The sequence below is a fragment of the Actinomadura meyerae genome (assembly GCF_900188445.1).
Taxonomy (GTDB): Bacteria; Actinomycetota; Actinomycetes; order Streptosporangiales; family Streptosporangiaceae; genus Spirillospora; species Spirillospora meyerae.
Genome location: NZ_FZOR01000007.1, coordinates 127,902 through 146,257 on the forward strand (window position 1 = coordinate 127,902; position 18,356 = coordinate 146,257).

The 18,356-nt window shown below is 73.4% G+C and carries 19 protein-coding genes and 2 pseudogenes; 13 read left to right on the forward strand and 8 right to left on the reverse strand.

What is annotated here, in order from left to right; genetic code table 11:
- Window positions 1–6: 6 nt before the first annotated feature.
- From CHF16_RS10240 to CHF16_RS10255, 4 genes are read right to left on the reverse strand one after another with little or no spacing between them, the layout of a single operon-like run.
- Complete coding sequence (locus CHF16_RS10240; protein WP_089325706.1) at window positions 7–1,632, reverse strand: glycoside hydrolase family 13 protein; 1,626 nt, start codon at window positions 1,630–1,632, stop codon at window positions 7–9.
- A gap of 58 nt (window positions 1,633–1,690) precedes the next feature.
- Entirely contained in the window at window positions 1,691–2,515 is an 825-nt protein-coding gene (locus CHF16_RS10245) for a carbohydrate ABC transporter permease (RefSeq protein WP_089325707.1), read from the reverse strand.
- Complete coding sequence (locus CHF16_RS10250) at window positions 2,512–3,507, reverse strand: carbohydrate ABC transporter permease (RefSeq protein ID WP_089325708.1); 996 nt, start codon at window positions 3,505–3,507, stop codon at window positions 2,512–2,514. Before CHF16_RS10250 ends, CHF16_RS10245 begins: the two co-directional genes overlap by 4 nt.
- A 7-nt stretch (window positions 3,508–3,514) precedes the next feature.
- Window positions 3,515–4,828 (reverse strand): ABC transporter substrate-binding protein, encoded by a 1,314-nt coding sequence (locus CHF16_RS10255; RefSeq protein WP_089325709.1) that lies wholly within the window; start codon window positions 4,826–4,828, stop codon window positions 3,515–3,517.
- Window positions 4,829–5,035: 207 nt separating this feature from the next.
- On the opposite strand from CHF16_RS10255, the gene CHF16_RS10260 reads away from it, so the two are divergent.
- The 9 genes and pseudogenes from CHF16_RS10260 to CHF16_RS10300 form a co-directional block, all read left to right on the forward strand.
- Entirely contained in the window at window positions 5,036–5,737 is a 702-nt protein-coding gene (locus tag CHF16_RS10260; protein ID WP_179271464.1) for a nucleotidyltransferase domain-containing protein, read from the forward strand.
- Window positions 5,734–6,027, forward strand: coding sequence for a DNA polymerase beta superfamily protein (locus CHF16_RS41305; RefSeq protein WP_245868336.1), 294 nt, complete (start codon window positions 5,734–5,736; stop codon window positions 6,025–6,027). The genes CHF16_RS10260 and CHF16_RS41305 overlap by 4 nt, the downstream gene beginning before the upstream one ends.
- 113 nt (window positions 6,028–6,140) lie before the next feature.
- Window positions 6,141–6,809 (forward strand): GTP cyclohydrolase II, encoded by a 669-nt coding sequence (gene ribA / locus CHF16_RS10270; protein WP_089325710.1) that lies wholly within the window; start codon window positions 6,141–6,143, stop codon window positions 6,807–6,809.
- Entirely contained in the window at window positions 6,809–7,696 is an 888-nt protein-coding gene (locus CHF16_RS10275) for a CDP-alcohol phosphatidyltransferase family protein (protein ID WP_245868338.1), read from the forward strand. The genes ribA and CHF16_RS10275 overlap by 1 nt, the downstream gene beginning before the upstream one ends.
- The gene (locus CHF16_RS10280; RefSeq protein ID WP_089325804.1) at window positions 7,653–8,624 is read left to right on the forward strand and encodes a zinc-dependent alcohol dehydrogenase; all 972 of its coding nucleotides are present in this window, start codon (window positions 7,653–7,655) and stop codon (window positions 8,622–8,624) included. The genes CHF16_RS10275 and CHF16_RS10280 overlap by 44 nt, the downstream gene beginning before the upstream one ends.
- Window positions 8,625–8,676: 52 nt before the next feature.
- Window positions 8,677–9,075 carry a 6-pyruvoyl trahydropterin synthase family protein gene (locus CHF16_RS10285; RefSeq protein ID WP_089325711.1) on the forward strand — a complete coding sequence of 133 codons (399 nt, stop codon included), beginning with the start codon at window positions 8,677–8,679 and terminating at the stop codon, window positions 9,073–9,075.
- Window positions 9,072–10,148 (forward strand): glycosyltransferase family 4 protein, encoded by a 1,077-nt coding sequence (locus CHF16_RS10290; RefSeq protein ID WP_089325712.1) that lies wholly within the window; start codon window positions 9,072–9,074, stop codon window positions 10,146–10,148. Before CHF16_RS10285 ends, CHF16_RS10290 begins: the two co-directional genes overlap by 4 nt.
- Entirely contained in the window at window positions 10,145–10,996 is an 852-nt protein-coding gene (locus CHF16_RS10295; protein ID WP_342750086.1) for a methyltransferase domain-containing protein, read from the forward strand. The genes CHF16_RS10290 and CHF16_RS10295 overlap by 4 nt, the downstream gene beginning before the upstream one ends.
- Window positions 10,997–11,019: 23 nt before the next feature.
- Window positions 11,020–11,757, forward strand: a pseudogene (locus CHF16_RS10300) (lysylphosphatidylglycerol synthase domain-containing protein); the annotation flags it as partial.
- Window positions 11,758–11,760: 3 nt separating this feature from the next.
- Here CHF16_RS10300 and CHF16_RS10305 read toward each other — a convergent pair.
- Together CHF16_RS10305 and CHF16_RS41310 are read right to left on the reverse strand one after the other, a co-directional pair.
- Window positions 11,761–12,561, reverse strand: coding sequence for a creatininase family protein (locus CHF16_RS10305; RefSeq protein WP_089325713.1), 801 nt, complete (start codon window positions 12,559–12,561; stop codon window positions 11,761–11,763).
- A gap of 52 nt (window positions 12,562–12,613) precedes the next feature.
- Window positions 12,614–13,363: pseudogene (locus CHF16_RS41310) on the reverse strand (phosphatase PAP2 family protein); the annotation flags it as partial.
- A gap of 67 nt (window positions 13,364–13,430) precedes the next feature.
- Here CHF16_RS41310 and CHF16_RS10315 point away from each other — a divergent pair.
- Window positions 13,431–13,994, forward strand: a complete 564-nt coding sequence (locus tag CHF16_RS10315; protein WP_089325715.1) for a DUF1349 domain-containing protein — start codon at window positions 13,431–13,433, stop codon at window positions 13,992–13,994.
- 55 nt (window positions 13,995–14,049) lie between these two features.
- Entirely contained in the window at window positions 14,050–15,012 is a 963-nt protein-coding gene (locus tag CHF16_RS10320; protein ID WP_089325716.1) for an alpha/beta hydrolase, read from the forward strand.
- Window positions 15,013–15,014: 2 nt separating this feature from the next.
- Here CHF16_RS10320 and CHF16_RS10325 read toward each other — a convergent pair whose 3' ends face one another.
- Window positions 15,015–15,893: an NAD(P)-dependent oxidoreductase gene (locus tag CHF16_RS10325; protein ID WP_089325717.1), complete on the reverse strand. Its 879-nt coding sequence runs from the start codon at window positions 15,891–15,893 to the stop codon at window positions 15,015–15,017.
- A 136-nt stretch (window positions 15,894–16,029) separates the two neighbouring features.
- On the opposite strand from CHF16_RS10325, the gene CHF16_RS10330 reads away from it, so the two are divergent.
- Window positions 16,030–16,533 (forward strand): hypothetical protein, encoded by a 504-nt coding sequence (locus tag CHF16_RS10330; RefSeq protein ID WP_089325718.1) that lies wholly within the window; start codon window positions 16,030–16,032, stop codon window positions 16,531–16,533.
- Between the two features lie 146 nt (window positions 16,534–16,679).
- Window positions 16,680–17,318 carry a signal protein gene (locus CHF16_RS10335; RefSeq protein WP_218826617.1) on the forward strand — a complete coding sequence of 213 codons (639 nt, stop codon included), beginning with the start codon at window positions 16,680–16,682 and terminating at the stop codon, window positions 17,316–17,318.
- Here CHF16_RS10335 and CHF16_RS10340 read toward each other — a convergent pair.
- Complete coding sequence (locus CHF16_RS10340; RefSeq protein ID WP_089325719.1) at window positions 17,315–18,235, reverse strand: J domain-containing protein; 921 nt, start codon at window positions 18,233–18,235, stop codon at window positions 17,315–17,317. The two genes, CHF16_RS10335 and CHF16_RS10340, sit on opposite strands and share 4 nt — an antisense overlap.
- Window positions 18,236–18,356 lie beyond the last annotated feature (121 nt).

Below are 18,356 nucleotides of genomic sequence, written 5' to 3' on the forward strand. Positions count from 1 at the left end.
TTCAAGTTAGCCCTCCTCGACGTCCCACCACAGGGCGGTGTCCGGGGGCAGGTCCAGGTGGCCGCCCTCCAGCCGGACCGTTCCGCTCGCGAGGAGCGGCGTGCCGCGCGCGGGGATCCGCACCGTCTCTCCGCCCGTGTTGACCGCGCACCCGAGCCGCCTCCCCCCGTTCTCCCGGACGAAGACAAGTGTGCCGGTTGGGGACGCCTCCCAGCGCAGCCCGCCGTCGCCGAGCGCGGGGTGGTCGCGGCGGAGCCGCAGCGCCTCGCGGTACAGGGCGAGCATCGAGCCGGGGTCGGCGCTCTGCGCGGCGACGGTCAGGCCGCGCCAGTCCGGCGGGATCGGCAGCCAGGACGCGGGGCCCGCGCCGAACCCGAACGGGGGCTCCTCGCCCTCCCACGGCAGCGGGACGCGGCAGCCGTCGCGGCCGGCGCCCTCGCCGCGCAGCCGCTGCGGGTCCCGCTGGAACTCCTCCGGCAGGTCGAGGACCTCCGGAAGGCCCAGCTCCTCGCCCTGGTAGACGTAGGACGAGCCCGGCAGGGCGAGCGTGAGCAGCGCCGCCGCGCGGGCGCGCCGCAACCCGGCCGCGCCGCCGCCGTACCGGGTCACGTGCCGCTTCACGTCGTGGTTGGACAGCACCCAGGTCGCGGGCGCGCCGACCTCCCCGGCGGTGCGGATCGACTCCTCGATCACCTCGCGCAGCGCGGCGGCGTCCCACGGCGCGGTGAGGTAGTGGAAGTTGAACGCCTGGTGCAGCTCGTCCGGGCGGGTGTAGTGGGCGAGCCGCCGCGGGGTCGGTGCCCACGCCTCGGCGACGGCGATCCGCTCGCCGTCGTAGGAGTCGAGGAGGCGCCGCCACGCGCGGTGGATGTCGTGCACCGCGTCCTGGTCGAAGTAGGGCAGGACGGCCGTGCCGAGCATCTCGACCTGGTTCGGGTGGCCGACGTCGGGGAGCCCGGGGGCCTTGGCCATGCCGTGGGCGACGTCCACGCGGAAGCCGTCCACGCCGAGGTCGAGCCAGAACTTCAGGATGTCGGCGAACTCGGCGCGGACCTCGGGGTTCTCCCAGTCCAGGTCGGGCTGCTCGGGCGCGAACAGGTGCAGGTACCACTGGCCGTCCGGTACCCGCGTCCAGGCGGGGCCGCCGAACACCGACTCCCAGTCGTTGGGGGGCTCGGCGCCGTCCGGGCCGCGCCCGTCCCGGAAGATGTAGCGGGCGCGCTCGGCGGAGCCGGGGGGCGCGGCGAGCGCCGCGCGGAACCAGGCGTGCCGGTCGGAGGTGTGGTTGGGCACCACGTCCACGATGATCCGCAGGCCGTGCGCGTGCGCGTCGGCGATGAGGCCGCGGGCGTCGGCGAGGGTGCCGAACAGCGGGTCGACGTCGCGGTAGTCGGCCACGTCGTAGCCGAAGTCGGCCATCGGCGAGACGTAGAACGGGGTGAGCCACAGCGCGTCCACCCCGAGACCGGCGAGGTAGGGGAGCCGGGACCGGACGCCGGGCAGGTCGCCGACGCCGTCGCCGTCGGAGTCGGCGAAGCTGCGCACGTACACCTGGTAGATGACGGCGTCGCGCCACCAGCGGGTGCCCTCCTCCGGGTGGGGGGCGCGGGCGAGCAGGGTGTCCTGCGTCATGAACATCCTTCGGATCGGGAGCCCGCGGGGTGCGGGTACGGGCTCAGGAGTGGGGCGCTCACTTCACGCCGCCGGCGGTGAGGCCGGCGACGATCCGGCGCTGGAAGACCAGCACCACGGCGATGAGCGGGACGGTCACGACCACCCCGGCCGCCATCTGGGTGCCGAACGGCTGGTCGAACCCGGAGACGCCGGTGAACTTGGAGATCGCGACGGTGGCGGTCTGCATCTCCTTCTTGTTGACCATGGACAGCGCGATGAGGAACTCGTTCCACGCGGCGATGAACGTCAGGATCGCCGTGGTGAACACCCCCGGCGCCGCCAGCGGGACGATGATCTTGCGGAACGCCTGGCCGCGGGTGCAGCCGTCCACCATGGCGGCCTGCTCCAGCTCGAACGGCAGCTGCCGGAAGAACGCCGTCAGCAGCCACACCGACAGCGGCAGCGCGAAGCCCAGGCTGGGCAGCACCATCGCTTGGTAGGTGTTGATCCACTTGATGTCGGTGAAGAGCTTCAGCAGCGGGACCAGCTGGGAGATTCCCGGGAACATCGTGGTCGCGACGATCAGCCCGAGCACCGCGTTCTTGAACCGGAAGTCGAGCCTGGCCAGCGCGTAGGCGGTGAACGTGCCGATCAGCAGGGTGAGCACGGTGGTGAGGCCGGCCACGACGAGGCTGTTCAGCAGCGCCCGGCCGAACCCGTTGCCGCCGGAGAAGACCGCGGAGAAGTTCTCCCACGACCACCGGGACGGCACGACCGAGTTGTCGAACTGGTCCTGCGGGCGGCGGAACGCCGAGATCGTCATCCAGTAGAACGGTGCGAGGCAGTACACCGCCACCGCCGCGAAACCGAGATAGGACAGCAGCCGTTTCGCCTGGGTCATGCCGCCCTCCTCCGCTCCCGCCTGCTCTGCCGGCGGGCCTCCCCGATGATGTCGGCGCCGAGCAGCTTGACGAACAGGTACGCGATCAGCGCGATGTAGAGGAACAGGACGGTCGCGTACGCCGCGGCCGACCCGTAGCGCAGGTTGGACGCCTCGAACCAGGCGATCATCGTCAGCGTCTCCACCGACTTCTGGTTGACGCCGATCAGCACGGCGGGCAGGTCGAACATGCGCAGCACGTCCAGCATGCGGAACAGCACGGCGACCAGGAGCGCGGGCTTCACCAGCGGAAGCGTGATGCGGAGGAACTGCTGGACGGGCCCGGCGCCGTCCACCCGCGCCGCCTCGTAGACGTCCCGGGGGATCATCTGCAGCCCGGCGAGGACGAGCAGCCCGATGAACGGGGAGGTCTTCCACACCTCGGCGATGACGACGGCCATCTTCGCGGGGAAACCGTCGGCGGTCCACAGGATCTGCCGGCCCAGCACCGCGTTCGCGGCGCCGTCCGCCTGGAAGATCCACCGCCACAGCAGCCCGGAGATCGCGGTGGGGATCGCCCACGGGACGAGGATGCTGGCGCGCACGACGGCCCGCCCCCGGAACGCCCGGTGCATGATCAGCGCCATCGCGACGCCGATCAGCGTCTCCAGCACCACGGTCGTCAGGGTGAAGAACGTGGTGTTGGAGAAGGCGTTCCAGAACGCGCCGGCCCGGTCGCCCTGGAAGATCGCGGTGTAGTTGCCGAGCCCGACGAACCGGTCGCCCTCGACGACGAAGCCCTGCGCGTCCAGGCCCTCGCCGCGCGCGTACAGCGACTCGCGGAACCCGGCGAGGACCGGGTAGCCGATGACCAGCGCGAGCACCAGCAGCGTCGGGGACAGCAGCAGCGCCGCCAGGCGCCTCGTCCCCTGCACGTCGCGCCCGCGCCGGCGGGCGGCGCCCGCCGCGGGCGTCCCCGCGGCGGGCTGCGTCTCGGTGGTGGTGGTGTTCATGCGCGGTTCACTGCGCGGTCAGCGGCTGGAGCTTGGCCTGCAGGTCGGTCAGGGCCTGGTCGGCGGGCTTCTTGCCCGTCACCGCGTCGTACATCTCGCCCTGGATCGCGGCGGTCACGTCGCCGTACTTCACCGCGACCGGGCGCGGCTTCGCGTTCGCGATGGCCTGCTTCAGGACGGGCAGGTACGGGAACTTCTTCACCATCTCGGGGTCGTCGTACAGCGCGGCGAGCGTCGGAGCCTGCGAGGTGGCGAGCAGGTTGGCGCGCTGCGACTGCTCACCGGTCAGGTACCGGATGAAGTCGAGTGCGGACGCCTTGTTCTTCGCGAACGCGGAGATCGCGAGGTTGTGCCCGCCGAGGTTGGCGACGCCGGGGCCGTTCGGGCCGGGCAGCGGCGCGACCGCGAACTTGCCCGCGACCTTGGACGAGCCGTCCTTCTGGTCGGCCAGCGCGTACTGGTACGGCCACTGCCGCTGGAAGACGAGCCTGCCGGACTGGAAGTAGCGGCGCCCGCCCTCGGTGTCGAGGGTGACGGCCTCCTTCGGCATGTGCTCCCTCTTGGCGTTCACCAGGAACTCGACGCCCTGCTTGGCCTGCGGCGTGTTCAGGGCCGGCTTGCCGTCCGCGCCGATGATGGAGCCCCCGGCGCTGCCGATCGCCTCGACCGCGCTGATCGTCATGCTCTCGGTCTTGTTGACCTCGGTGAAGAAGCAGTCGATGTCCTTGGCCTCGGGCAGCTTCTCGACCTTGGCGCAGGCGTCCCACATCTCGGCGTAAGTCTTCGGCGGCGCGGAGATCCCGGCCTTCTTCAGCAGGTCCTCGCGGTAGTAGAGCATCCCGGCGTCGGACGTGGACGGCACGGCGTACAGCCGGTCCCGGTACTGCCCGGTGGTGATCGTCGCGGGCAGCATCTTGGACAGGTCGACCCGGCTCTTGGGGATCTCGGTGAGCCAGCGGTTGGCGGCGAACTCGGCGGTCCACACCACGTCGAGGTTGAGCACCGCGTAGGCGTCGGACTTGGTGGTGGCATTCTGGATCATCTGCTGCCGCTGGTCGTTCGGCTCGTCCGGCAGCTCGATGATCCGGACCTGCTCCTTCGGGTGCTCGGCGTTCCAGCCGTCCACCTGCTTCTGCAGGTGGCCCGAGCGGTCCTTGCCGGTCACGAAGGTGATGGGGCCGCGGCCCTGCAGGCTCGCCTCGCTCGTGCCGCCGGCCGCGCCGCCGTCGTCGCCGCCGCAGGCGGTGAGCGAGAGCGCGAGGCCGGCGCAGACGAGGGCGCCCGCCAGTGGGGCGCCGGGGATCCGGGGGGTGCGCCGCATGGTGTCCTCCTTCGCGGGGACGCGCCGTATCGGGGCGTCGCCCCGCAGGTCAAGAGATGGGGGGCTGGACCGGGACGTTAGCAACGCGTTGCAGGGACGTAAACCTCTTGCAGAAATTTTCAGCAAGTCCGTGGCCGATCTGTAACCGTTTACAGCAACCGGTCAATCCGCTCGACACCCGTGATCGGCCTGCGCCAGGCTGCCTCCGTGACGAACCCCGACCGCGGCCCGGCGCCGGACCTGGTGCGCGACCACACGATCCTGTCCGTGGTGACCGGCTCGCGAGCCTACGGGCTCGCGACGAGTGAAAGTGACGTCGACCGGCGCGGCGTGTACGCGGCCCCGGCCCCGCTGTTCTGGGGTTTCACCAAGCCGCCGACCCATCTGGACGGCCCGCTGCCCGAGCAGTTCTCCTGGGAGCTGGAGCGCTTCTGCGAGCTCGCGCTCGGCGCGAACCCGACCGTCCTGGAGTGCCTGTGGTCGCCGCTCGTGGAACGCGTCACACCGGTCGGGGAGGAGCTGCTGGCCGTCCGGACGGCCTTCCTGTCCCGGCACGCGCACCGCACCTTCCTCCGCTACGCCGAGGCCCAGTTCCGCAAGTTGGAAGGCGACTTGCGCAACGGCGGCGCGCCGCGCTGGAAGCACGTCATGCACATGCTGCGGCTGCTCGTGAGCGGACTGCACCTCGTCCGGCACGGCGAGCCGCTGGTGGACGTCGGCGACCTGCGCGACCGCCTCCTCGCCGTCCGCCGCGGCGAGGTCGCCTGGCCCGAGATCGAGGAGTGGCGCGCCTCCCTCACCGCCGGCATCGACACGGCCATGGCCGCCACCCCGCTGCCCCCCGAACCCGACCGCGCCGCGGTCGAGGACCTGCTGATCTCCGTCCGCCGCAGGAGCGTGAACTGGTGAGACTCCCCGAAGGCATGCACGCGCGCCTCACCGCCGACCACCCCTACCCCCGCGCGTTCCTCACGGTCAGCGGCGCGCACCTGTACGGCTTCCCGTCCGAGGACTCCGACATCGACCTGCGCGGCGCCCACCTGCTGCCGCTGGACGCGCCCGGTCCGTCGCGGCTCCGGGACGATGTCGCCGCGCTCACCGCCCGCCTGGAGGACGAGCGCGACCGCAGCGACCTGCCGGAAGCGCCGGCGAACCGCCGTGCCCTTCACGAGTTGGTGGTCCGCGCGCGCCTAGGCTGAACCCTGCGGAGCCTCCCCTGCGTGCCACCGGTTGTACGGACCGTTCAGGGACGCAACCACCGGGTGCGGTCGCCACGTACCAGAGGTGATTGCGGAGCCGAGGAAGGGGAGCGATGCACGAGCAGGGCATCGACCAGAAGGACATCGCGGAGGCGGACCTCAGGACCCGGCGGGGCGTGTTCCGCGCCGTCGCCTTCCGGGACCCCGTCGACGGGCACGAGCACATGGCGCTGGTCCGCGGCGACGTGCGGGGGCGCGAGGACGTGCTGGTCCGGATGCACTCCGAGTGCATGACGGGCGACATCTTCGGCGCGACCCGCTGCGAGTGCGGGGACCAGCTCGGCTCGGCCCTGGACGCGATCGTCCGGGAGGGCGCGGGCGTCCTGGTCTACCTGCGCGGGCACGAGGGGCGCGGGATCGGCCTCGTCGCGAAGGTCCGCACCCACATCCTGCAGGACGACCAGGGCCTGGACACCGTCGACTCCGCCACCGCCATCGGGCTGCCGGTGGACGTCCGCGACTACGGGCCCGCCGCGCGGATCCTGCGGCACCTCGGCGTCCGGGCGGTGCGGCTGATGTCGAACAACCCGGACAAGGTCAGCGCGCTGGAGTCCTACGGCGTCGCCGTCGCGGCGCGGGTGCCGCTGCTCGTCCCGGTCAGCGACGACAACATCCGCTACCTGACCGCCAAGCGCGACCGGCTCGGCCACGACCTGCCGCAGCTGGACACCCCCGCCCGCGGCGCCGTCGTCGACGGGGCGCCGGTCAGCGAGGTGCGCTGATGACGCGGCCGATGACGTTGACGCGCCCGCCGGCGCCCGTGCGGGTGCCGCTCGCGCTGCCGCGCCGCCCCCGGCTCACCCGGGGACCCGAGCTGGCGCTCGCGGCCGCGGCGCAGCTGGCGCTGCTGGCGGTGCTCCGCCCCGGCCACGCGGGCCTGGCCGTGGGCGGCGGATACGCGCTGGCCTCGTGGGCTCTGCTCGCGCGGGCGTTCCGGCACCGCCGCGCGCTCGGGCCGGCCGACCACGTGACCCTGGCGAGGGTCGTGCTGACCGGGGGTGTGACGGCCCTGGTCGCGGGGCATCTGACCGGTGGCGGGCATGCGGCGGCGCTGGTCGCGGCGGCGACGGCGGCGCTCGTCCTGGACGGGGTGGACGGGCAGGTCGCCCGGCGCACCGGCACGGCGTCCAGGCTCGGCGCGCGGTTCGACATGGAGACCGACGCCTTCCTGGTGCTGGTGCTGAGCGTCGAGGTCGCCCGGACCGCGGGGCCGTGGGTCCTCGCGATCGGCGCGATGCGGTACGCGTTCGGCGCGGCGGCCTGGGCCGCGCCGTGGCTGCGCGCCGACCTGCGGCCGAGCATCGCGCGCAAGGCCGTGGCCGTCGTGCAGGGCGTGGCGCTGGTGGTGGCCGCGGCGGGCGTCGTCCCGCACGCGGAGCTGCTCGTGGCGGCGGCGCTGGCGCTGCTGCTGTGGTCGTTCGGCCGGGACGTGCGGTGGCTGGCCGCGCGGCGCGGCCGGGAGGCGGCGGCCGCGGCGGAGACGGCCGGCCCGGCGGAGGCGGCGGGCCCGGTGGAGACCGCGGGCCCGGTGGAGACTGCGGGTGCGACTCGGGGGAGGAGCGGGGATGCGGCGCGACACGCGCGCTTTCTGGATCCTGTCGCCCGGTAAGGGGGAGATCCGCGAGGCCGTCCTGCCCGACCCGGGGCCGGGGGAGGTGCTGGTCCGCACGCTGTTCTCGGGCGTGAGCCGGGGCACGGAGGCGATCGTGTTCCGCGGCGGCGTCCCGCCGAGCCAGCACGCGATCATGCGGGCGCCGTTCCAGGACGGGACGTTCCCCGGCCCGGTCAAGTACGGGTACCTCAACGTCGGCGTGGTCGAGGAGGGCCCCGCCGAGCTGGCCGGGCGCACCGTGTTCTGCCTCTACCCGCACCAGACCCGGTACGTCGTCCCGGCGGGCGCGGTCACCCCCGTCCCGGACGGGGTGCCGCCGGAGCGGGCGGTCCTGGCGGGCACGGTCGAGACCGCCGTGAACGCGCTGTGGGACGCGCCGCCGCTGGTCGGCGACCGCGTCGCCGTGGTCGGCGCCGGGATGGTCGGCTGCTCGGTCGCCGGGGTCCTCGCCGGGTTCCCCGGATGCCGCGTCCAGCTGGTCGACACCGATCCGTCCCGGTTCGCCGTCGCGGAGGCGCTCGGCGTGGAGTTCGCCTCGCCCGAGCGGGCGGCGGGCGGCTGCGACCTCGTCGTCCACGCGAGCGCGACCGAGGCGGGGCTGGCCCGGTCGCTGGAGCTGCTCGCCCCGGACGGGCAGGTCGTCGAGCTGAGCTGGTACGGCGACCGGAAGGTCAGCGTCCCGCTCGGCGAGTTCTTCCACTCGCGGCGGCTGACCGTCCGGGGCAGCCAGGTCGGCGCGGTGCCGCCGGCCCGGCGGGCGAGCCGGAGCTTCGCCGACCGGCTGGCGCTCGCGCTGCGGCTGCTCGCGAACCCCGCGTTCGACGCGCTGGTCACGGGGGAGAGCACCTTCGCGGAGCTGCCGCGGATCATGCCCGCGCTGGCGGCCGGGAGGCTGCCCGCCCTGTGCCACCGGATCGTCTACTGAGTCGTCATTCGAGTCTGAGTCGCCAACTGAGTCGCCTACTGAGGAGGGCTTCTTGTTCGGTATTACCGTCCGCGACCACGTGATGATCGCGCACAGTTTCCGCGGCGAGGTCTTCGGGCCCGCGCAGCGGCTGCACGGCGCGACCTACGTGGTGGACGCGACGTTCCGCCGGGCCGACCTGGACACCGACGGGCTCGTCGTCGACATCGGGCTCGCCACCCGCGCGCTCGGCGAGGTCCTGGGCGGGCTGAACTACCGCAACCTGGACGACGAGCCGGACTTCGCGGGCCTGAACACCTCGACCGAGTTCCTCGCCAAGGTCATCGCCGACCGGCTCGCCGACCGCGTCCACGCGGGCGCGCTCGGCGAGAACGCGCGCGGCCTGTCCGGCATCACGGTGACGCTGCACGAGTCGCACGTCGCCTGGGCCAGTTACGAGCGGGACCTATGACCGCGCCGGAGATCCCGTTCGTCGTCCCCGGCGACATCGACGACGACACCGCCCCGAGCGGCGGCAACCGGTACGACCGGCGGGTGGGGGAGGAGCTGGCGGCGTCCGGGCGGCCCGTCCGGATGCTCCAGGTGCCGGGGTCGTGGCCGCGCCCCGACGAGCCGGCGCGGACCGCGCTCGCCCGCTCCCTCGCCTCGCTCCCGGATGGCGCCGCCGTGCTGCTGGACGGCCTGGTCGCGTGCGGGGTACCGGAGATCGTCGTCCCCGAGGCGGGCCGGCTGCGGCTCGCGGTCCTGGTGCACCTCCCCCTGGCGGACGAGCCCGGACAGGACGATCTCAACGCGGGCGAGCGCAAGGTCCTGGAGGCGGCGGCCGCGGTCGTCGCGACCAGCCCGTGGGCGAAGGACCACCTCATCGCCCACCACGGCCTCGACCCGTCCCGCGTCCACGCCGTCCCGCCGGGCACCGACCCCGCGCCGCTCGCGTCCGGCACCGACGGCGCCACCCGCCTGCTGTGCGTGGCGTCGGTGACCCCGCGCAAGGGCCACGACGTCCTGGTGGAGGCCCTCGCCACCCTTGCGCACCTGCCGTGGCACTGCGAATGCGCCGGTCCGCTCACCCGCGACCCCGAGCACGTGACGCGGCTGCGCCGCCTGATCGGCCGGCACCGGCTCGCCGGCCGGGTCGAACTGGCCGGGCCGCTCACCGGCAAGCGGCTGGACGACGCCTACGCCGCCGCCGACGCGCTCGTCCTCGCGTCCCGCGCCGAGACGTTCGGGATGGTCGTGACCGAGGCGCTCGCGCGCGGCATCCCGGTCATCGCGACCTCGGCGGACGGCGTGCCCGACGCGCTCGGCTGGGACCCGGCCGGGGCCGTCCCCGGCCTGCTCGTCCCGCCGGGCGACCCCGAGGCACTCGCCACGGCGCTGCGCCGCTGGCTCGTCGACCCCGACCTGCGGGGCCGGCTCCGCGCCGCCGCACGGCTGCGCCGCACCATGCTGCCGGGCTGGGACGACACCGCCCGCCGCATGGCCACCGTCCTGTCCCGGCTGCGCAGGGAGGCGCGCCCATGATCGAGGGAAGTGAAGGCATCGCGACGAACCCGCCAGAGGGGCGTGACGGAGCGTCCCCTTACGCGCCGTCGTGGCTGGCGCTGCGGGAGGAGGCCGACGCCGCCGCGCGGGCCGGTGAGCTGCTGGATCCGCTCCGGGCGGCGCTGCCGGCGGACGGGCCGCTGGTCATCTGGGACCTCGGCTGCGGCACCGGCTCCCTGGGCCGCTGGCTGTCCGGGCGGCTGCGCGGCCCGCAGCACTGGATCCTGCTCGACCGGGACCCGGCGCTGCTCGACCGCGCCCGCGAAAGCTCCTTCGCCACCGCCGACGGGCCGCCCGCCACGGTCGAGACGCGCACCGGCGCCATCGCCGACCTGCGCGCGTCCGACCTGGTCGGCGCGTCGCTGGTGGCCGCGTCCGCGCTGCTGGACGTGCTCACCGCCGCGGAGGTCGAGGCGATCGCGGCGGCGGCCGGCTGCCCGGTGCTGCTCACCCTGTCGGTCGTCGGCCGCGTCCGGCTCACCCCGTCCGAGCCGCTCGACGACGAGTACGCCGCCGCCTTCGACGCCCACCAGCGGCGCGGCGGGCTGCTCGGGCCCGACGCCGTCACCGCCGCGACCAAGGCGTTCGGGCGGCGCGGCGCCACCGTCGTCACCCGCCCGAGCCCGTGGCGGCTCGGCCCCGGGCAGTCCGCGCTGATCGCCGCGTGGCTGCGCGGCTGGGTCGGCGCCGCCGTCGAGCAGAACCCCGGCCTCGCGCCGTTCGCGGACGACTACCTGAGCCGCCGCCTCGCCGCCTGCGCCGAGGACCGGCTCACCGTCGAGGTCCGCCACGTCGACCTGCTCGCCGTTCCCGGGGGGCAGGCGTGAAGAAGCTGTGGCCGTGGGGCCGCATGGCGATCGGGCTGGGCATCCTCGGCGCGCTGCTGTGGTGGCACAGCACGGACGCCTTCGTGGCGGCGCTCCATGCCATCGACGCCGCCTCCGTGGCGGCGGCCCTCGCCCTCGGGCTGCTGACCACGACGCTCAGCGCGGCCCGCTGGTGGCTGGTCGCGCGGCGCGTCGGCCTGCACCTGCCCATGTCCGGCGCCATCACGGACTACTACCGGGCCCAGTTCCTCAATGCGGTGCTGCCGGCCGGTGTTCTGGGGGACGTCCACAGGGCGGTGAGCCACGGGCACCGGTCGGGCGACGTCGCCCGCGGGGTCCGGGCCGTGTTCCTCGAACGGACCGCCGGCCAGGCCGTCGCCATCGTCGCGGGTCTCGCGGCCCTGCTCGTCCATCCGGCTCTGCTGTCGGCGATGGCTCCGGCGCTCATCCCCGTGGGGGTCGTCCTTGTACTGCTCCTTGTCCTCGGGCGCTGGAGGCACCCGGCCCTTGCGTCCACCTTCGCCGACCTGCGCGCCGCCGCGCGCGCTTGGCCCGGCATCGTCGGCCTGTCGGTCGCGGCGCTGGCGGGGCATCTGGCGCTGTTCGTCGTCGCGGCCCGCGTGGTCGGCGCGACGGCTCCGCTCGTCCAGCTCCTCCCGCTCCTGCTGCTGGCGCTGCTGGTGATGGTGCTGCCGATCAACGTCGGCGGCTGGGGGCCGCGCGAGGCCGTCCTCGCCCTGGCGTTCGGCGCCGCCGGGCTCGGCTCAGCGCAGGGCCTGACCGTCTCCGTCGTCTACGGGGTGCTGAGCCTCGTCGCGTGCCTGCCCGGCGCCGCGGCCCTGCTGCTGAAGCACCGCGAGGACGTCCCCGAACGCCGCGACAAGGTGCCGCAGCGCGTCCCGGCCCTTGCCGGCGCGGGCCAGTGAGGGCCGCCCGATGACGCCCGACCCGGTGTAGGCGGCCATCCCGGCCGTCAGGAGGTGCCGCCGGTCGTCGGCCAGATGGTCGGCGGTGGCGTACCCGTCCCGGACCAGCTCCGGGTGGGCGTGCAGCAGGATCGACGTCTCCAGCTCCCCGGCGTGCATGTCGCTCTCCCCGGACGTCTCGATCCCCGCCGCGCGCCGCGCGTCCTCCCAGTCGTCGAACCCGGGGAACAGCGCCATGTCGCCGTGGGCCTCCTGCACGACGTTGCCCAGGACGTAGTTGCCGCCGTGCCCGCTGACCAGCACGAGCTTCGGCACCCCCGCCCGGCGCAGCGACTCGGCGACGTCCCGCACCACCGCGTGGAGGGTCGCCGCCGAGATGCTCACCGTCCCGGGCCAGCCGGCGTGCTCATGCGAGCACGAGATCGTCACGGGCGGGAGCGTCCGCACCGGATGGGTCTTCGCGATCTCCGCCGCGAGCGTGCAGGCGATCACCGTGTCCGTCGCGAGCGGGAGGAACGGCCCGTGCTGCTCGAAGCTCCCCACCGGCAACAGGGCCACGGGGACGTCCGGCACCTCGGTACTCGTATGTGTCGGCAGCAGCGTGTGCGTTGGCGGCGGTGTGTGCGTCGGCGGCGGCATGCACCCCACCCTGCCGCACCCGCCCCGCGACGGAAACCAGCGCCATGGCTCCGGCGAGCAGGAGCGCGGCGACGATCCCGTCCGTCCAGTAGTGGTTCGCGGTCACGACCACCACGAACACCGTGACCGGTGCGTGCAGCGCGACCACCCACCGCCAGGGGCTCCGCGACACCCGGACCACCGCGACCGCCACGAGCAGCGCCCAGCCGATGTGCAGGGAGGGCATCGCCGCGTACTGGTTGGCGATCCCGTCAGCCGCCGCCGGGTAGGCGGACGGCCCCACGGTCAGCATCGTGTCGACCGCGCCGATGCCCGCGAGCCGGGGCGGCGCCAGCGGGAAGAGCATGTGCACGGCCAGGCCCGCCGCCGTCAGCACCACCAGCTCGTTCCGCACCCTCGCATAGGACGGCCGGTGCCGGACGAAGAGCCAGATCAGCAGCAGTGCCGTCCCGGGGAAGTGGACGCCGACGTAGTAGAGGTTGGCGAGGAACGCGGTGTGGTCCCAGCCGAGCGCCCACTGCTGGACGTCCACCTCGCTCGGGAGCCACGACCGCTCGAAGCGCCACAGCCACTCGGCGTTCGACATGGCCTCGCCGGGGCCCTGCTCGATCAGCGTCCGTCCGTACTTGTAGAACGCGAACAGCACGACCAGTAGCCCGGCCTCGGTGAGCAGCGGCCGCACCCTCCCCCGCATCGCCCCTAGCGCCACCGTGCCCGCCATCATGCCCTCCCGTGCCGGTTCTCTCGTGCCCATCACAACCTTCGCGTCCGACAGTTCGGCGGGCACTGGGCCCAGCACCATGAAAACCGGAGGAAAGGTCCAGGACGGAGGGTGGAGTTAACCCCACCACTCCCGTAGATTCCGGGTCGTGATCTCCGGCGAATGGCTCAACCCGCCCCCGGCCGCCGTCGAGGACGGCGGCGCCCTGCTCGTCACCGCCGCGAAGGGCAGCGACTTCTGGCGGACCACGTCCTACGGCTACGACCGCGACGGCGGCCACGCCCTGCTGGCGCCGCTCGGCCCCGAGGCGGCGATCGAGGTCTCCTTCGTCGCCGACTACGACCGGCAGTTCGACCAGGCGGGCCTGCTCGTGCGCCTGGACGAGGAGACCTGGATCAAGGCGGGCGTCGAGTACTGCGACGGTGAGCTGCAACTGGGCGCCGTGGTCACCCGCACGGTCTCTGACTGGTCGTCCGCGCCCGTCCCGTGGCACGGCCGTGAGGTGACGCTCCGGGCCAGCCGCTCCGGCGACGCCGTGACGATCCGGGCGCGCGCGGGCGACGACCCCTGGCAGATGATCCGCCTCGCCCCGTTCCCGCCCGGCGTGGCGGCGACCGCGGGCCCCTACTGCTGCGCCCCCGAACGCGAGGGCCTCACCGTCCGCTTCACCGGCGTGGCCACGGGCCCGCCGGACGAGGCCCTCCACCCATAGGCACCCAAGCACTTACTTGGTATGCTCCCGTCCGACGCGACGGGAGGAACGGTCTATGGCGGTCGCACCGGTCATCGAGGAACGCGCGGGATGCGGCCGGAGCGCGCGGGTGGCCGCGCGGCTCATGCGCCGGCTGGTGCGCCCGCTCATCGAACGCCTCCCGTGGACCCCGCACACCCTGCGCTTCGCCCCGCTCCTGGACCTCGGCGCGGTCCTGCTGGTGCCGCCGCGCGGCACGAAGGTCACCAAGGTGCAGGGGCTCGGCTGCGCCGCCGAATGGGTCCGCGGCCCCGGCGTGTCTATGGACTCCCGCCAGGCGATCCTCTACTTCCACGGCGGCGGCTTCGTCGCCTGCGGGCTGCGCACCCACCGCCGCATGATCGCCCGCATCTCCCAGGCCGCCGGCATGCCCGTGCTGTCGGTCGCCTACCGGATGCAGCCGCGCGTCCCGATCCAGACGACCATCGACGACTGCGTCGACGCCTACCGCCTGCTCCTGACGACCCGCGACCCGGAGGACATCGTCGTCGCGGGCGACTCCGCGGGCGGCTACCTGGCCTTCATGGCGCCGCTGCACGCCCTCCGCGCGGGCCTGCCCCGCCCGGCCGGGATCGCCACCCTGTCGCCCTTCGCCGACCTGGACATCGACCCCAAGATCGCCCACGCGAACGCCGCGATCGACCCGTACATCCCCGCGAAGCGCATGTGGGACATGGTCCACACCTGCTTCCCCGGCGCCGATCCGACCGACCCGTGGCTCTCCCCGGTGCACGCCGACCTCGGCGGCCTGCCGCCCGTCCTGATCCAGGCGGGCGCGATCGAGGTGATCCTCGCCGACGCCGAACTGATGGCCGAGCGCCTCGGCGCCGCCGGCGTCCCGTGCACCCTCCAGATCTGGGAGGGGCAGGCCCACGTCTTCCAGGTGTTCGCCGACATCTCCCGCGAGGGCCTGGTCGCCATCAAGGAGATCGGCGCCTTCGCCCGCCGCGCCACGGCGCGCGAGGCGCAGGCGGCCTGACCTCACCCCCGGAAGTGCTCCACCAGACGCGAGTAGCCGTCGTCCCCATGGCCCTGCTCCAGCGCCTTCCGGACGAGCGAGAGCGTGTACTCGGGCAGCTCGCCGTCGATGCCGCGGTCACGGCTCTCCCGGACGAGGTCCTCGACCGACGGCAGGTGATGCCGCAGCGCACCGAACGGGGTCGCGTAACTCGCCTGGTCGACCTCCTCGGCGATCGACGGCAGGAAGCCCCACAGCGCCGCCATCGGTTTATCGGCGTGCGCGAGGAACTGCTTGAGCTCGACGCCGGCGTCCCCCAGCGCGGCGGCGGCATGCAGGAACCCGTTGAGGAGACCCCACATCGTCCCGTGCACGGCCATCCCGTAGAGGACGGCGACACCCGGGTCGTCTGACACCAGCGGCGCATGACCACTGAGCAGCCCGAGCATCTCCCGGTACCGCTCGTGCACGCCCGCCGCGCCGCCGTAGAAGACCGTCGCGTCGGGATGCCCGACGCCCGGCGCGATGGTCATGATCTGCCCGTGCAGGTACTCCGCGTCCCGCTCGCCGACCCAGCCGGCGACCGTCCTGACCTCCTCGGACGTCCCGTCACTGAGGTTGACGACGGCGCGCCCGGCGAGCACGTCCCGGGCGGGCTCCAGCAGCTCTCGGACGTTCGCCGCGCCCTTCACGTTGATCACGACGACGTCCGCGGCCTGGACGGCCTGCCTGACGCTCGCGCCGCGAACCGCGCCCCTGGCGACCAGCGCCTCGTCCTTGCCCTTCGTGCGGTTCCAGACGGTCGTCGGATGCCCGCCGTCCAGCAGTGCCCCCGCCAGCGCGGATCCCATCTCGCCGAGCCCGAGCACCGCGACCCGCACTCCATCCACTTCGTTGACCATGTCGCCACGCTAGAACCTCAACAAAACCTGAGGTCAATAAGATGTGGCGCTTTGCCGTTTTTGGGAGTCCCTCGTCCCCGCCTTTGGCGAGGTCCGTGCGACGCTCGAAAGCGCGCACCGACCGCCTGGAGGGCCGATGAAGGCGCTGCTGAACTCGCTCAACGAGCCCGAGACGGCCCTCGTCCGGGAGACGGAGACCGCCGAACTCACCCGCCTGGACGAGGACGGCCTCGCGGACCTGCACACACGGATCCGCCGGGCCCGCGACAAGTACAGCAAGCAGTACCGGCGCACCGCGAGCGCCCGCGTCGAGCAGTACGGCGGACGAGGCAAGGCCCGCCCGAAGAACCGGCGCAACGCCCAGAAGGCCGAGGTGTTCGAGGACGCTCTGGCCCGCGTGAGCTGGTACCTGGCCAGGGCCGCCCGCCGCAGCGCGGCCGAACTGAAGGCCGAGCGCATCGCCGCCGCCACCGCGTCCGGGACGCCCCCGCCCCGACCGGGAGCCCCGGCCCCGGAGACGATGACGGCCCAGACGACCCGCCGCCGCAGACCGACGAGCGCGGACCCGGCCCTGAACCGCCGCCACGCCGCCACCCGAGCCAAGGGCGCCCGCCGCCAGGCCCGCCGCGACGCCCGCTGATCCAGTACCGCGTGAGCTACGAGCCCGTCCCGCAGGTGCGGCGCGGCTTCGCCTTTGGCGAGACTCGCGATCCCCGGGCGTCGTTCCCTGCGGCTGCGATGGGCATCGGCGTCTCGTGAAGATCGGGTCTGCGCTAATCTGCGGCGATGATCACTGGGCGAGTTGTGGTTGCGCTGGTCGTGTTAGGGCTGGTCGCCGGGTGTGCCGAGGAGAAGCCGGACGGTGTCTCGGCTTCGGCCGAGGCGGAGACCGCGACGGAGAGCGCGCCGCCTTCGCCGAGCGCGTCCGTGGACCTGGGGCCCGGGAAGGCGCAGGGGGCCTGGTGGAGCTGGGCCGCCGGTTCGCCCTCGGGGCGCAACCCCGTGGAGGACACGACGGGCGAGTTCTGTGCCGCCGAGCAGCCCGACGGCCTCTGGTTCCTGGCGGGGACGTTCGGCGGGGCCGTGTCGCGTACCTGCGAGGTTCCGGCGGGCCGGACGATCGTCGCGCCGGTCGTCAATCAGCGCGGCTCCAAGGCCGACTGCGCGGCGTTCATGCGAGGTGCCGCGGGCAGGATCACCTTGGACGGGAAGAGCGTGCCCTTGAAGCGGTGGTCGGCGACGCCCATCACGATCGTCGGGGTCGCCGGTAACCCCGCCAGCGATGAGGGAACCGTCCGGGCATACGGATGCGGGCTCTGGGGAGTCATTCCGCCGTTGGCGGCGGGCCCGCACAAGGTCGCCATTCGCGGGCGCAGTGGAGACTTCCGCACGGCGGTCAATTACAAGTTGACCGTGGCGGGCTAATCGGGGTGGCGCAGGACGCCGGTCGTCCTCTTCGTCTTCTGGTTGGACGCGTAGTACACGATGTCGGCCTTGCCGTCCTTGCGCCTGGTCAGAGTGATGTCGCCGACGTCGCACGAGGACTGCCCGTCGGGGAAGTCCGTCCGGATGATGAGGGACTTCCCGGCGTAGGAGACAGGGACGGCCTTTCCGGCGCATCTGCCCTTGAGGTATCGCACCTCGCCGACGCGCTCGCCCTTCTTCAGCTTCAGTTCGACGGCCCACTTCGCGCGGCGGCCGTAGCGGTCCTGGACGGTCCCGGTCCAGGTACCCGCCAGGTCGTCGTGCACGGACGTTTCGGCCTCGGGGCCGTCGGGGCGGAGCGATGTGATCACGACCGTGCCGACGATCAGGGCCCAGCACACGAAGACGAAGACCGCGCAGCCGATGCCGGCCTTGTACGCTCCGCGGCGCGGGGTGGTCGGGTGGTAGTGGTGGATGTGCCTGACCCGGGGCGGGGGAGGAGGCCCGGGTGCGGTGGGCGTCCAAGGGCCGGGGTGGGGTGCGCCCGCCGCGGCCGTGTCCCAGGGACCGGGCTGGGGTGCGCCAGCCGCGGCCGTCGCCCAGGGGTCGGGCGGTGCCGTGCTCGCCGCCGTGTCCCAGGGATCTTCGATGAGCTCCTCGTCGGGCTCGGGCTCCGGGGGACGGCGGGCGGCGTCGTACGAGGCGCGGTGGTTGAGGAGGACGTCGCGGGCGGCGTTGATGAGCCGGGTGCGCTCGGCGCCCTCCGCCTTGGCGCGCTCGTCCTGGAACCGGTCCGGGTGGTGCTTGCGGACGAGCGCGATGTGCGCCCGCTTGATCTCCTTCGGGGACGCGCCCGGGGCGATGCCCAGCAGCTCGTAGGCGTCGTGCCCGTCCAGCTCGGTGAACTGCCCGCGCACCGCTACCCGCCGCTCCGCACCCCGGAGTCGCCGGAACCGGACGAGACCATCGGAAGCACGGGCTGTGTCCCTCCCTGACCACGCGGTGACGAGACTTGATCAGCGTAGTCGCCGAGCGTGC